We start from the raw sequence: 14,811 nt of genomic DNA, 5'->3' as shown, positions 1-14,811 counted from the left end.
GGCAGACCGCGCGGTCACTGGCCGCCGTACGTCTCACTCATGTTCTGGTACATCGACCGGGCCTCCGGGCCCAGTTGCGGACCCGCCAGCCAGGTGTTCTCCAGCGGGCCGATCGAGGTGTTCGAGACCAGCTTGGTCTCGCCGTCCACCACCCGGAACCAGCCGCCCCCGGACGAACCGCCGGTCATGGTGCAGCCGATGCGGTACATCGTCGGCAGCGACGGGCTCAGCGACAGCCGGCCGGGCCGGTCGACGCACTTGAACATCTCCAGCCCGTTGTACGGCGCCGCGGCCGGGTAACCCCAGGCACCCATGCTGGGAACCTCGGTCGCGGAAGGGGCGGAGAAGTCCACCTCCAGCGCGGCACCGACCGTCTCCTCCAGGGATTTGCTCCCCTGCTCGGGCTTCACGTGCAGCACGGAGTAGTCGTGCGCGGCCCCGTCGCCGCCGTTCTCCGAACCACCCTGGATCCACTGGTTCGAGGTCGACGCCCAGTTCGCCCACCAGGTGCCGTACGGCGCCATCTCGGTGGTGGTCGCGTCGGCCAGCTGCGCCTCGGACTTGCCCAGGTCATTGTAGGACGGCACGAAGGCGATGTTGCGGTACCAGCCGCCGCTGCCACCGGCGTGCACGCAGTGGCCGGCCGTCCACACCAGGTTGGACTTGCCCGGGTGGTTGACGTCCTTGATGACGGTGCCCGAGCAGACCATCGAGCCCTCGGGCGAGTCGAAGAAGACCTTGCCCACCGGGGCCGCGTTGTCGTGGTACGGCGTCTTCTCGGCGACGGCCTCCACCGGGGCCGGTTCGGGGTCGGTGGCGCCCTGGTCGGCGGACGCGTCCTTGGTGGTGACCGTCTTGTCGGCCTCCTTCGCCGACTTCATCCGGTCAGGCTTCCACAGGCCCTCGATCATCGGGTTGACGAAGTCCTTGGCCTCGGTGAGCCACTTGTCCTTGTCCCAGTTCTTCCAGCCGCCGTCCTTCCACCGGTCGACGTCGATGCCCTGCTCCTTGAGCCGGTCCGCGACACCTGCGGGCAGACCGCCCTCGCCACCGGTGTCACCGGCGTCGGCGGCCTGCGAGGTGCCACCGCCGGGCTTGGCGGCGGCCTCGTCCTCCTCCGAGCCGCCGCAGGCGGTCGCGGTGACCGTCAGCGCGGTGACGAGACCGGCGGCGGCGAGTGCGGTGCGCCGCGCGCGCCGTGGCGCGGCGGACCTGGGTGTGGAACGCATGCTGGGACGACCCCCGTTGGAACGTGTGTGAGTGAACTTGATTCAGCGCGGTGTACGGGCCGCGCTCACTGGCCGGCGAACTTGCCGCTCACCGCGTCGAGCACGCCCTTGGCGCCCTTGTCCAGCCGCGGACCGGCCAGCCAGCCCGCCGTCACCGGGCCGATCGAGGTGTTGGACACCAGCGCCGGCTTGCCGTCGGAGCCGGTCGCGACCCAGCCACCGCCGGACGAGCCGCCGGTCATGGTGCAGCCGATGCGGTACATCGTCGGGTCGGCGGCGTTGATCGACAGCCGCCCGGGCTTGTCCTGGCACTGGTACAGCTTCTGGCCGTCGTACGGCGGCGCGGCCGGGTACCCGGTCGCCTCGATGCTCTCGACCTCGGGCACCGCGGGCGCGCCGAAGTCCACCGGCAGCGCGGCGCCGACCGTCTCCTCCAGCGACTTGCCGCCGCTGCCCTTCTCCGGCGTCACATGGATGACGGCGTAGTCGTACGGGGCCCCGGCACCGCCCGTCGCACCGCCCTGCTCGATCCACTGGTCCGAGGTCTGCGCCCAGTCGCCCCACCAGAGGCCGTAGGGAGCCATCTCCTCCTTGGAGGCGTTCGCCAGTTCCTCGAGCGACATGCCGGCGTCGTTGTACGACGGTACGAAGGCGATGTTGCGGTACCAGCCGCCCTCCTTGCCGGCGTGCACGCAGTGGCCCGCCGTCCACACCAGGTTGGACTTGCCGGGGTTGGCCGGGTCCTTCACCACGGTCGCCGAACAGACCATCGAGCCCTTGGGCGAGTCGAAGAGCAGCTTGCCCGCCGTGGCGGCGTTGTCGTGGTACGTGGGCTCGACGGCCCGCGCCTCGACGGGCGCCGGCTCCGGGTCGGTGACGCCCTGGTCACCGGAGAGGTCGCTGTCGTCGACCTCCTTGCCCGGCTCCTCGGCGTCCCGCATGCGGTCCGGGTCCCACAGGCCCGCGATGATCGGGTTGACGTAGTCCTGCGCCTCGCGCAGCCAGTCGTCCTTGCTCCAGTCCTTCCAGGCGCCGTTCTTCCAGTCGTCGACGTCGATCCCGCGTTCCTTGAGCTTGTCCTTGATGTGGTCCGGGATCCGGATCCCGCCGTTGCCGTCCTCCGCGGCCGTCGCGGAGGCGGAGGCGTCGCCGCCCGCCTCCGGGTCCCCGGACTCGCACGCCGTGGCGGTGAGCGCGAGCGCCGAGACGAGCGCCACGGCGGCCGCGGAGGAGCCCCCGCGCCGTCCGCGCCCCTTTCCGCGCCTGCTGAACGACGGACGTATGGATCGCATGGTGTCGACTCCCCCTGCTGTGAACGAACGTGGTGCCCCGCCGGTCGCTCCGCTGCCCCGGCCCGGTCTCCCGGACTTCCCGAACTCCGCGGAGCGGCGGCGACCTGGAACGGGATCACACACTATGCGCCGCCTGTGGGGGAGTTCCGACGGAACGGCAACGGTTCGGACACAGCCGCCCGGCCGGCAAGGATCTTCGGGCAACCCGTAACCCCCGGCACGCGCCGCGGTTGCTAGCGGTGGAGGTCCGCCGTCGACGGATCGCGTCCGGACAGCGGGAGGTGGGGGAGGCCGTGAGGGGTTCCGCGTACGAGGTGATCGCGGCCGGCGGCGGGAGTGCCGTGTGCTCGTGCGCCCGGCCCGAGGTCGGGGGCGAGGGCGCTCCGAGGCGTCAGCCGGCGCCCGAGACCGCGGCGCGCACCTACGCGCGCGCCCTGCCGGTGGTGCCCGTGCGGGCCCGGGGGCTGACCATCGAGGACGCCGACGGCCGCCGCTACCTCGACTGTGCCTCGGGAGCGGGGTCCCTGCCTCTGGGGCACAACCATCCCGTCGTGCTGGAGGCGATCCGCAGGGTTCTCGACTCGGGCGCCCCCTTGCAGGTCATGGGCCTCACCACCCCGGTCGAGGACGCCTTCGTCACCGAGCTGCTGCGCACCCTGCCGCCCGGCCTCGCCGACCACGCGCGCGTGCGCTTCTGCGGACCGGGCGGAACCGACCCGGTCGCCACCGCGGTCGCCCTCGTCCGCGCCGCCACCGGCCGGACCCGCATCGTCACCCCCACCGGCGCCCACCACGCGGCGGACGCCACGGCGTGCTGCCCGGACGACGCCGGTGAACCGCCCGCCGGAGTGCTCCTCGAACCGGTACGTGGCGAGGACGGCGTCCTGCCCGTCCCCGACCCCTGGCTGCGCGATCTGCGGCGGATCACGGCCGAAGGGTCCGTGCCGCTCATCGCCGACGAGACCGAGACGGGCGTCGGCCGGACCGGTGCCTTCTGGGCGGTGGAGCACAGCGGAGTCACCCCCGACGTGCTGGTCCTCTCCAGGGCGATCGGTGGCAGCCTGCCGCTGGCCGCGGTGGTCCACCGGGCCGACCTGGACGACGGACCCGCCGCAGGACCCGGGGCCGCCGCCTTCCGCGGCAACCAACTCGCCCTGGCCGCGGGCGCGGCGACGCTCGCCCACGTCCGCGAGCACGGCCTCGCCGGGCACGCCGCCGCGCTGGGCGACCGGCTACTGTCCCGACTGCGCTGCCTGGCCGAGGAGTTCGCGTGCGTCGGGGCCGTGCGCGGGCGCGGACTGATGATCGGCATGGAACTGACGGCGCCGTGCGGCGGGTGCGAGTCCCCTGGCCGCGACGGGCACCGCGACACCGCGAGCGAACTCGCCGGGGCTGTCCAACGCGCGTGTCTGCGCCGCGGGTTGATCGTGGACCTGACCGGTCCGGCCAGGAACGTCGTACGACTGCTGCCGCCCCTGATCGTCACCGAGGAGCAGACGTCGGCGGTCCTGGAGCGCCTCGCCGACGCCGTGCGGGCGGTGGAACGGGGCCGCGGCGACCACGGCCCGCCCCACCGGCCGCGCGCCGCGCGCTGAGACCGAGACCCGCCGCACCCACCCCCGTACGTCACGAGGACCGCGTTGCACACCACCCCCACACCCGAGCCGCCCGGTACCCGCCCGCCCGCCACTCCACCGGCGGCACTCGCCGCGAGGACGGTCCCCGCTCCGAGACCGGCGACCGCCGCGGTTCCGGCAGCGCCCGCCGACGTGCCAACGCCCGGAGCGCCAACGCCCGGTGCGCCAACGCCCGGTGCGCCAACGCCCGGTGCGCCAACGCCTTGTGCGCCGGCAACGCCCGATGTCCCGACGGCAGGCCACCACGCCGCGGCCCAGGCGGCGACCGCCGAGAACCTGCTCCGCTGCTGGGCCCGCGAGGCCGGCCTGGACGCTCCGGACGAGGGCGACCTGTACATCCCGCTCCCGGCCAGCGGCACCGCCCTGGCCGTTCCCGTCCGCTACCGGTCCCCCACCGGGCACCACCGCTTCGGCCCGCCGAGGCCGGCCGGCGCCCCGGCCTCGGCGCCGCCCGTGGACGCGGTCACGCTCGCCGCGCTGCTCGCGCGGGAAGCGTCCGGCGACCCGGGACCCGACGGCACCGACCTCGTCGCACGCGTGGCCGACTCCGTCCGCCGCACCGCCGTATTCCTCCGCGACCGCGAGGCAAGCCCCGACGGCGGCTCCCCGGCCGAAGCCGGCACCGACCTGTTCCTCGCCGCCGAGCAGGCGCTGCTCCTGGGGCACCCGCTGCATCCCACCCCCAAGAGCCGTGAGGGCCTCACCGAGGCGGAGGCCCGGCGGTACTCACCCGAACTGCGCGGCTCCTTCCCCCTGCACTGGGTGGCCGTCGCCCCGTCCCTCCTCGCCACCGACTCGGCCTGGACCGAGCGCGGCCGCCGGGTCACGGCCCCCGACCTCACCGCCCGCCTGGCGGGCGACGGGCCGGCTCCACCGGACGGATACGCACTCCTGCCCCTGCACCCCTGGCAGTTCCGCGCCCTGCGGCACCGCCCCGCGACCGCCGCGCTACTGGACGCCGGGCTGCTCAGGGACCTCGGTGCCCGGGGCGCCCCGTGGCACCCCACATCGTCGCTGCGGACCGTCCACCGCACCGGCGCGCCCGCCATGCTGAAGCTCTCGCTGGCCCTGCACATCACCAACTCCCGGCGTGAGAACCTCCGCAAGGAACTCCACCGCGGCGTCGAGGTCCACCGTCTGCTGCGCGGCGGACTGTCCCGCCAGTGGCAGAACGTCCACCCGGACTTCGACATCGTCCGCGACCCGGCCTGGCTCGCCGTCGACGGACCGGACGGCGGACCCGTGCGCGGACTCGACGTGGTCGTCCGGCACAACCCCTTCCGGCCCTCGGACGACGTGTCCTGTGTGGCCGGCCTCGTCGCGCCGCGGCCGCACGCGCGGGGGGACGTTTCCGGCGGGCCGGAGAGTACCGACGCCGACGCCCCCCGCTCCCGGCTGGCCGGTCTCGTCACACGACTCGCCCGGCGGACCGGCCGCACGCGCGGGGCCGTCGCCGCCGAGTGGTTCCTGCGCTACCTCCACCACGTCGTACGTCCCGTCCTGTGGCTGGACGCGCACGCGGGGATCGCCCTGGAGGCGCACCAGCAGAACACGCTCCTGCTGCTGGACGCCGACGGCTGGCCCGCCGGCGGCCGCTACCGCGACAACCAGGGCTTCTACTTCCGGGAGTCCCACCGCGCGGTACTCGATGCCCGCCTGCCCGGAATCGGCGAGCGGAGCGACACGTTCGTCGCCGACGCCGTCACCGACGAGCGCTTCGCGTACTACCTCGCGGTGAACAACGTGTTCGGGCTCATCGGTGCCTTCGGCTCCCAGGGCCTCGCCGACGAAGCACTGCTGCTCGCCGCCTTCCGACGGTTCCTGAGCGGGGCGGCCCCGGGTTCCGCCCCGCCGGGCGGTTCACTTCCGGCGCATCTGCTCGACTCGCCCGTCCTGCGCTGCAAGGCGAACCTCCTGACCCGGCTGCGTGGACTCGACGAACTCGTCGGCCCGGTGGACACCCAGTCCGTCTACGTCACCATCGCCAACCCACTGCGCGCCTGAGCGGGGCGCCGCCCCGACTCCAGACCATCCAGCCCATCCGGCTCAGCCGGCCCCTCCAGCCCATTCAGTCCTCCGCCCCCTCAGCCCCCTCCGTCCCCGAAGGAGCGAACCCTTGGTTTCCACCGACGCGAGCGCCGACGACACCCTCGACCTGCACCTTCCGGCGGAGTTCGTCGCCCTCTACGGGAAGGCGGGGGACGACCTGCTCGGCCGGGTCGCCGACTGGGGCCCGGCCGACACGCCCGCGGGCGTGTTCCACCTGGTGCCCGTCCACGCCGAGCGGGACGTTCCGCTCATCGCCCGCTGGATGAACGACCCCGCCGTCGCCGCGTACTGGGAACTGACCGGGCCGCCGAGCGTGACGGAGGACCACGTGAGGGCGCAGCTCACCGGCGACGGACGCAGCGTCCCGTGCCTCGGCGTGCTCGACGGTGTGCCGATGAGCTACTGGGAGGTCTACCGCGCCGACCTCGACCCGCTGGCCCGGTACTGTCCCGTCCGGCCGCAGGACACCGGCCTCCACCTCCTGATCGGCGACGGCGCCGACCGCGGGCAGGGCCTCGGGACCACGCTCATCCGGGCCGTCACCGACCTCGTCCTCACCGCACGGCCCGCCTGCACGCGGGTCCTCGCCGAACCCGACGTCCGCAACGCGCCCTCCGTCGCGGCGTTCCTCGGCGCCGGGTACCGGTACTCCGCCGAGGTCGACCTGCCCGCCAAGCGGGCCGCCCTCATGATCCGCGAACGGGCGCCGCGCGTGTCACCGTGAAGCGCGGGCCCGCCCCCCTGGGCCGCAACCCCCGTCGGCCAGTCGCCCGTCCCGGAGACACTCTTGCCCCACTCGTCCCCCCAGTCCCCCGCATCGCCTCTCCCGTCCCAGGAACCCGCCTTGCCCGCCCGTTTGTCAGTGCCGGGTCGTAGGGTGGTCGCGCTATGACGAAGCCCTCACTCCCCGAACTCCTGCACGCCGCCGTCACCGCCGTCGGCGGCACGGAGCGTCCCGGCCAGGTGGCCATGGCCGAAGCCGTCGAGGAAGCCATCGACGGCGGCTCCCATCTGCTGGTCCAGGCCGGCACCGGCACCGGAAAGTCCCTGGGCTACCTGGTGCCCGCGCTCGCGCACGGGGAGAGGGTCGTCGTGGCCACCGCGACGCTGGCCCTCCAGCGCCAGCTGGTCGAGCGCGACCTGCCCCGCACGGTCGACGCGCTCCACCCCCAGCTGCGCCGCCGCCCGGAGTTCGCGATGCTCAAGGGCCGGTCGAACTACCTGTGCCTGCACCGGCTGCACGAGGGCGCCCCGCAGGACGAGGAGGAGGGCCTCTTCGACCAGTTCGAGGCCGCCGCCCCCACCAGCAAGCTGGGCCAGGACCTGCTGCGGATGCGCGACTGGGCCGACGAGACCGAGACCGGCGACCGCGACAACCTCACCCCGGGCGTCTCCGACCGGGCCTGGTCGCAGGTGTCGGTCTCCTCCCGGGAGTGTCTGGGCGCCACGAAGTGCGCCTACGGCGCCGAGTGCTTCGCCGAGATGGCCCGCGAGCGCGCCAAGCTCTCCGACGTCGTCGTCACCAACCACGCCCTGCTCGCTATCGACGCCATCGAGGGCGCCCCCGTCCTGCCGCAGCACGAGGTGCTGATCGTCGACGAGGCGCACGAGCTGGTCTCCCGCGTCACCGGCGTCGCCACCGGCGAACTGACCCCCGGCCAGGTCAACCGCGCCGTGCGCCGCGCCGCGAAGCTCGCCAACGAGAAGGCCGCCGACCAGCTCCAGACGGCCGCCGAGGGCTTCGAGCGGCTGATGGAGCTGGCGCTGCCGGGCCGCCTGGAGGAGATCCCGGAGGACCTCGGCTACGCCCTGATGGCACTGCGCGACGCCTGCCGCACGGTCATCTCGGCCATCGGCGCCACCCGCGACAAGTCCGTGCAGGACGAGGACGCGGTCCGCAAGCAGGCCCTGGCCTCCGTCGAGGCCGTGCACGACGTGGCGGAGCGCATCACTAACGGCTCCGAGTGGGACGTCGTCTGGTACGAGCGGCACGACAGGTTCGGGGCCTCGCTGCGGGTCGCGCCGATGTCCGTCGCGGGCCTGCTGCGCGAGAAGCTCTTCACCGACCGCTCGGTCGTCCTGACCTCGGCGACCCTGAAGCTGGGCGGGGACTTCAACGGGGTCGGGGCCTCCCTCGGCCTCGCACCCGAGGGCACCGAGGGTGACGACGTGCCCCAGTGGAAGGGCGTCGACGTCGGCTCGCCCTTCGACTACCGCAAGCAGGGCATCCTCTACGTCGCCAAGCACCTGGCCCGACCCGCGCGCGACGGCGACCGGGGCGACATGCTCGACGAGCTGACGGAGCTGATCCAGGCCGCGGGCGGCCGCACCCTGGGGCTGTTCTCCTCGATGCGCGCCGCCCAGCTGGCCGCCGAGGAGCTGCGCTCCCGCATCCCGGAGTACCCGATCCTCCTCCAGGGCGAGGAGACCCTGGGCGAGCTGATCAAGAACTTCGCGGCGGACCCGGAGACCTGTCTCTTCGGCACCCTGTCGCTGTGGCAGGGCGTCGACGTCCCCGGCCCCAGCTGCCAGCTGGTCGTCATGGACAAGATCCCCTTCCCGCGTCCGGACGACCCGCTGATGAGCGCGCGCCAGAAGGCGGTGGAGGAGGCCGGGGGCAACGGCTTCATGGCGGTCGCCGCCACCCACGCCGCCCTGCTGATGGCGCAGGGCGCGGGCCGGCTTGTGCGGGCGTCGGGCGACCGCGGCGTGGTCGCCGTACTGGATCAGCGGCTGGCGACGGCCCGGTACGGAAGCTATCTGAAGGCGTCCCTGCCCGACTTCTGGTTCACCACCGACCGCAATCAGGTCCGCAGGTCCCTCGCCGCCATCGACGCGAAGGCCCGCGAGACGGAGGGCGCTCAGGAGACTGAGGGCGACTGAGCACCGGCCTCGCGCAGCGCGCGGGCCCCGACACAGCGCTGGGCCCCGGAACCGGCGCAGAGGTTCCGGGGCCCGGTCGGGTCGGCGGGGCGCTGTCGTGGCGTGCCCGCCCGCCGTGGCGCTCAGACGCGACGCAGTACGGCCACCACCTTGCCGAGGATGGTCGCGTCGTCACCGGGGATCGGCTCGTAGGCCGAGTTGTGCGGGAGCAGCCAGACGTGGCCGTCCTCGCGCTTGAAGCGCTTGACGGTGGCCTCGCCGTCGAGCATCGCGGCGACGATGTCGCCGTTCTCGGCGACCGGCTGGCGGCGGACCGTGACCCAGTCGCCGTCGCAGATGGCGGCCTCGATCATCGAGTCGCCGACGACCTTGAGGACGAACAGCTCGCCGTCACCGACCAGCTGCCGGGGGAGCGGGAAGACGTCCTCGACGGACTCCTCGGCGAGGATCGGGCCACCGGCGGCGATGCGGCCGACGAGCGGGACGTACGACGCGGCCGGCTTTCCCGCGGTGTCCGTCGGCTGCACGCTGGCGGCCTGGTCGGAGCCGCGCACCTCGTAGGCGCGGGGGCGGTGCGGGTCGCGGCGCAGGAAGCCCTTGCGCTCCAGCGCCATCAGCTGGTGCGCGACGGAGGAGGTGCTGGAGAGACCGACGGCCTGCCCGATCTCCCGCATCGACGGCGGGTACCCACGGCGCTGCACGGAGTCGCGGATGACCTCGATCACCCGGCGCTGGCGGTCGGTGAGTCCCGAGCTGTCCGCCCGGATGCCGGGAGGCCGGCCCGGTAGGGAGCGCTTGTGCCCCTCGGGATTCGCGGCGTCGCTCATCGCGTGCGCCGGCTCAGGTCGGCCCTGGGGGCGGTCCTGGCCAGTGATGGTGGCACTGTCGGCGGTGGTGGTCACGTCGGCCCCTCTCGATGGTCTCCCTGCTGCACAACGGTAGTAGCTTTCGAAAGGTTGCGCCAAACACACGTTCGAGTGAAAAAACGTGAATCGCTCGCTCGTACTGCGTGTCTGGGTGTATGGCTACCGCGGTGACCTACGGGCGAAAACGCAACAAAAGGGTACGTTGCTGTACTCTTCACCGCCGTGGTGACAACCTCGGGGATGTCGCCCCAGTCTGCCATCCGGCAGCCCGTCCGACGGGGTCGGGCCCGCATCTGTTGCGGTAGTCCCACGTCCCCTCCGCGCGGTGCCCACGCTATCTCCGCATGCCTCCCGGCGATACGCCCGTCCGGGTGTGCGGGGTGCGGGGGCCTGTGCGTACGGAGACGACATGCGTGCGGGGCGTGTTTGTATGCGCCAATCCCCACATCTAGTGGTTGGATTGCAACGGCAGCCCATAAGTTGTGGTCCCCCGGGTCTTCGAGCCCGCCGAGATCGCCTATGCTGGGGGCTGCTCCGAGAGGCCTGAAGGGCCTTTCGAGGCTATGGAGTCTGCTGTGAGGAGGGTTCGGAAGCCATGCACTGTCCCTTCTGCAGGCACCCCGACAGCCGTGTCGTCGACAGTCGTACGACCGACGACGGCACGTCGATCCGCAGGCGCCGCCAGTGCCCTGACTGCTCCCGTCGGTTCACGACCGTGGAGACGTGCTCGCTCATGGTGGTGAAGCGGTCCGGGGTCACCGAACCGTTCAGCCGCACCAAGATCATCAACGGTGTGCGCAAGGCCTGTCAGGGCCGGCCCGTCACCGAGGACGCGCTCGCCCAGCTCGGCCAGCGGGTCGAGGAGGCGGTGCGGGCCACCGGAAGCGCCGAGCTGACCACCCACGACGTGGGGCTGGCCATACTCGGCCCGTTGCAGGAGCTCGACCTCGTCGCCTATCTGCGATTCGCCTCCGTCTACCGGGCGTTCAACTCGCTCGACGACTTCGAGGCCGCGATCGCGGAGCTCAGGGAGGCGACGGGACATCCCGGCGACGACGGCGACGGGGCCGTCGAGGGGAGCCGGGAGAACGAGAAGGACCGCGGGTCCACGGGGGCGGCACAGGTCCCCGAGCCCGCCGGCGCCGCCGACTGAACGGCGGGCCGGACCCGGTTTCGGCGCCAGGGCCCGGCCGGACGGCGGCGCGTCACGAAGACCTGCCGGGGACGCAGTGAGAGATGTCCCCGGCACCAGACAGAAACACCGTGCCACGGGAACAAACGCGGCACTTCAGGGCGTTTTCGCCCGTACAGGGAGGCGGCATGACAGAGACGGCGAGCGGTCCGGCACGGAGTACCCGCGCCAAGGCCACCAAGGCGGGCAAGGGACTCCGCGTCGAGCGCGTCCACACCACTCCCGGAGTCCACCCCTACGACGAGGTGGCCTGGGAGCGTCGTGACGTCGTCATGACCAACTGGCGCGACGGCTCGGTCAACTTCGAGCAGCGTGGCGTCGAGTTCCCCGAGTTCTGGTCGGTGAACGCGGTCAACATCGTCACCAGCAAGTACTTCCGCGGTGCCGTGGGCACCCCGCAGCGCGAGGTGAGCCTGAAGCAGCTCATCGACCGCATCGTGAAGACGTACCGGAAGGCCGGCGAGGACAACAAGTACTTCGCCTCGCCCGCCGACGCCGAGATCTTCGAGCACGAGCTGGCCTACGCCCTCCTGCACCAGATCTTCAGCTTCAACAGCCCCGTCTGGTTCAACGTGGGCACGCCCCAGCCGCAGCAGGTCTCCGCCTGCTTCATCCTGTCCGTCGACGACTCCATGGAGTCGATCCTCGACTGGTACAAGGAAGAGGGCATGATCTTCAAGGGCGGCTCGGGCGCCGGCCTGAACCTCTCCCGGATCCGCTCCTCCAAGGAACTGCTCTCCTCCGGCGGCAACGCCTCCGGGCCGGTCTCCTTCATGCGCGGCGCCGACGCCTCCGCCGGCACCATCAAGTCCGGCGGTGCCACCCGCCGCGCCGCCAAGATGGTCATCCTCGACGTCGACCACCCCGACATCGAGGACTTCATCCAGACCAAGGTGAAGGAAGAGGAGAAGATCCGCGCCCTGCGCGACGCGGGCTTCGACATGGACCTGGGCGGCGACGACATCACGTCCGTCCAGTACCAGAACGCCAACAACTCGGTCCGCGTGAACGACACGTTCATGAAGGCCGTCCAGGACGGCGCCAAGTTCGGCCTCACCTCCCGGATGACCGGCGAGGTCATCGAGGAGGTCGACGCCAAGTCGCTCTTCCGCAAGATGGCCGAGGCCGCCTGGGCCTGCGCCGACCCGGGCATCCAGTACGACGACACCATCAACCAGTGGCACACGTGCCCGGAGTCCGGCCGCATCAACGGCTCGAACCCGTGCAGCGAGTACATGCACCTGGACAACACGTCCTGCAACCTCGCCTCGCTGAACCTGATGAAGTTCCTCAAGGACGACGGCAAGGGCAACCAGTCCTTCGACGCCGAGCGCTTCGCCCAGGTCGTCGAGCTGGTCATCACCGCGATGGACATCTCCATCTGCTTCGCGGACTTCCCGACCCAGAAGATCGGCGAGAACACCCGCGCCTTCCGCCAGCTCGGCATCGGCTACGCCAACCTCGGCGCCCTGCTGATGGCGACCGGCCACGCGTACGACTCCGACGGCGGCCGCGCCCTGGCCGGCGCCATCACCTCCCTGATGACCGGCACGTCGTACCGGCGCTCCGCCGAGCTGGCCGCGGTCGTCGGCCCGTACGACGGCTACGCCCGCAACGCCGCGCCGCACCTGCGGGTCATGAAGCAGCACGCCGACGAGAACACCAAGGCCGTCCGCATGGACGACCTGGACACGCCGGTCTGGGCCGCCGCCACCGAGGCCTGGCAGGACGTGCTGCGCCTCGGCGAGAAGAACGGTTTCCGTAACTCCCAGGCGTCCGTCATCGCCCCGACCGGCACCATCGGCCTGGCGATGTCCTGCGACACCACCGGCCTGGAGCCCGACCTCGCGCTGGTCAAGTTCAAGAAGCTGGTCGGCGGCGGCTCGATGCAGATCGTCAACGGCACCGTGCCGCAGGCCCTGCGCCGCCTGGGCTACCAGGAGGAGCAGATCGAGGCGATCGTCGCCCACATCGCCGACAACGGCAACGTGATCGACGCCCCCGGTCTCGCGCACGAGCACTACGAGGTGTTCGACTGCGCCATGGGCGAGCGCTCCATCTCCGCGATGGGCCACGTCCGCATGATGGCCGCCATCCAGCCGTGGATCTCCGGCGCGCTCTCCAAGACGGTGAACCTGCCGGAGTCGGCGACCGTCGAGGACGTCGAGGAGGTCTACTTCGAGGCCTGGAAGATGGGCGTCAAGGCGCTCGCCATCTACCGCGACAACTGCAAGGTCGGCCAGCCCCTCTCCGCCAAGACCAAGGAGAAGGAGAAGACCGAGGCCGACGCCGTCACGGAGACGACCGAGGCGGCCATCCGCGCGACCGTCGAGAAGGTCATCGAGTACCGTCCGGTCCGCAAGCGTCTGCCGAAGGGGCGTCCCGGCATCACCACCTCCTTCACGGTCGGCGGCGCCGAGGGCTACATGACGGCCAACTCCTACCCGGACGACGGCCTCGGCGAGGTCTTCCTGAAGATGTCCAAGCAGGGCTCGACCCTCGCGGGCATGATGGACGCGTTCTCCATCGCCGTCTCGGTCGGCCTCCAGTACGGAGTGCCGCTGGAGACGTACGTCTCCAAGTTCACCAACATGCGCTTCGAGCCGGCCGGCATGACCGACGACCCGGACGTGCGGATGGCGCAGTCGATCGTCGACTACATCTTCCGCCGCCTGGCGCTGGACTTCCTGCCCTTCGAGACGCGCTCCGCGCTCGGCATCCATTCCGCGGAGGAGCGTCAGCGCCACCTGGAGACGGGTTCGTACGAGCCCTCGGACGACGAGGTCGACGTCGAGGGCCTGGCGCAGTCCGCGCCGCGCGCCCAGGAGCTGAAGGCCGTCTCCACGCCGAGGACCGAGGTCGAGGCGGTCAAGCCCGTCCCGCAGCAGGCGCACACCAGTGCCGAGCTGGTGGAGATGCAGCTGGGCATCCAGGCGGACGCCCCGCTCTGCTTCTCCTGCGGTACGAAGATGCAGCGGGCCGGTTCCTGCTACATCTGCGAGGGCTGCGGCTCGACCAGCGGTTGCAGCTGATCACTGAAGCCTGATCACCGTTGAGTAAGGGGCGTCCGCCTTGGCGGACGCCCCTTACTCATGCCCCTGGGGTCAGGAACGGCGCGCCGCACCCATGGCGCGGGTGAACGTCGCCGGATCCTCCTCGAAGCCGTGCACCCCGGCCCGGAACTCCCACGCCCCGGTCTCGTCCCGGACGAACTCCGCGACCGTCGCCGCGGTGGCGCCGAGGACACCGGCGAAGTCGTCCGCGGCCAGGTCCGTGTAGCCCTCCCGGATGCGCAGACCCGGGTTGCTCACGTCGGCGAAGGTCCGGTCCTCGGCGCGCTGCTGTATGGCGACACCCACCACCACGCGCGCGTACCGGGCGTCGAGCCGTTCCAGTTCGATCGTCATGACCTCGTCGAAGCCGAAGCCCTTGCCGTCCTTGCTGTCCCGGTTGAGATAGATGGTGCCGTCGGGGGAGCGGCTGTCGAAGTGCACTATGTACGAGGGCTCGCCGTACGGATCGTCCGCCGTGTACGTCCCGGCGACGAGGTCCAGGTCGGCGGGTGGCTCTCCCGCCGGACTCGGGTCCCACCGCAGCGCGATCTCGACCTTGCCGGTCCCCTTGCTGAGGCCGTTCACAAACTTCCCCTTCCCAGGTCCCCCG

General features: G+C 71.8%; 10 protein-coding genes. 6 read left to right on the top strand and 4 right to left on the bottom strand.

Annotated features, from left to right (window positions below; all coding sequences use genetic code 11):
• Positions 1-14: 14 nt before the first annotated feature.
• Both ACFW01_RS17630 and ACFW01_RS17625 read right to left on the bottom strand, forming a co-directional pair.
• Positions 15-1,229: a trypsin-like serine peptidase gene (locus ACFW01_RS17630; RefSeq protein WP_384504426.1), complete on the bottom strand. Its 1,215-nt coding sequence runs from the start codon at positions 1,227-1,229 to the stop codon at positions 15-17.
• 65 nt (positions 1,230-1,294) lie between these two features.
• Positions 1,295-2,521 carry a trypsin-like serine peptidase gene (locus ACFW01_RS17625; protein WP_384504424.1) on the bottom strand — a complete coding sequence of 409 codons (1,227 nt, stop codon included), beginning with the start codon at positions 2,519-2,521 and terminating at the stop codon, positions 1,295-1,297.
• Positions 2,522-2,814: 293 nt separating this feature from the next.
• Here ACFW01_RS17625 and ACFW01_RS17620 point away from each other — a divergent pair, with 293 nt between their 5' ends.
• From ACFW01_RS17620 to ACFW01_RS17605, 4 genes are all read left to right on the top strand, one after another.
• Entirely contained in the window at positions 2,815-4,116 is a 1,302-nt protein-coding gene (locus ACFW01_RS17620; protein WP_384504422.1) for an aminotransferase class III-fold pyridoxal phosphate-dependent enzyme, read from the top strand.
• A gap of 45 nt (positions 4,117-4,161) precedes the next feature.
• Positions 4,162-6,162, top strand: a complete 2,001-nt coding sequence (locus tag ACFW01_RS17615) for an IucA/IucC family protein (protein WP_384504420.1) — start codon at positions 4,162-4,164, stop codon at positions 6,160-6,162.
• 112 nt (positions 6,163-6,274) lie between these two features.
• On the top strand, positions 6,275-6,931 hold the full coding sequence (locus ACFW01_RS17610) for a GNAT family N-acetyltransferase (RefSeq protein ID WP_234958461.1): 657 nt from the start codon (positions 6,275-6,277) through the stop codon (positions 6,929-6,931).
• Between the two features lie 164 nt (positions 6,932-7,095).
• Positions 7,096-9,090: an ATP-dependent DNA helicase gene (locus ACFW01_RS17605; protein WP_384504418.1), complete on the top strand. Its 1,995-nt coding sequence runs from the start codon at positions 7,096-7,098 to the stop codon at positions 9,088-9,090.
• Positions 9,091-9,212: 122 nt separating this feature from the next.
• On the opposite strand, the gene lexA is transcribed toward ACFW01_RS17605, so the two are convergent.
• On the bottom strand, positions 9,213-9,992 hold the full coding sequence (gene lexA / locus ACFW01_RS17600; RefSeq protein ID WP_122618505.1) for a transcriptional repressor LexA: 780 nt from the start codon (positions 9,990-9,992) through the stop codon (positions 9,213-9,215).
• 559 nt (positions 9,993-10,551) lie between these two features.
• Here lexA and nrdR point away from each other — a divergent pair.
• The gene (gene nrdR, locus ACFW01_RS17595; RefSeq protein WP_122618504.1) at positions 10,552-11,109 is read left to right on the top strand and encodes a transcriptional regulator NrdR; all 558 of its coding nucleotides are present in this window, start codon (positions 10,552-10,554) and stop codon (positions 11,107-11,109) included.
• 167 nt (positions 11,110-11,276) lie between these two features.
• Entirely contained in the window at positions 11,277-14,180 is a 2,904-nt protein-coding gene (locus ACFW01_RS17590; RefSeq protein WP_384504415.1) for a vitamin B12-dependent ribonucleotide reductase, read from the top strand.
• Between the two features lie 72 nt (positions 14,181-14,252).
• Here the strand turns inward: ACFW01_RS17590 and ACFW01_RS17585 are convergent, their stop codons facing one another.
• On the bottom strand, positions 14,253-14,786 hold the full coding sequence (locus ACFW01_RS17585) for a TerD family protein (protein ID WP_234958465.1): 534 nt from the start codon (positions 14,784-14,786) through the stop codon (positions 14,253-14,255).
• Between the last annotated feature and the right edge of the window lie 25 nt (positions 14,787-14,811).

This window comes from Streptomyces sp. NPDC058985 (assembly GCF_042740985.1).
GTDB lineage: Bacteria > Actinomycetota > Actinomycetes > Streptomycetales > Streptomycetaceae > Streptomyces.
This window is presented reverse-complemented; position numbering and strand designations above follow the sequence as displayed.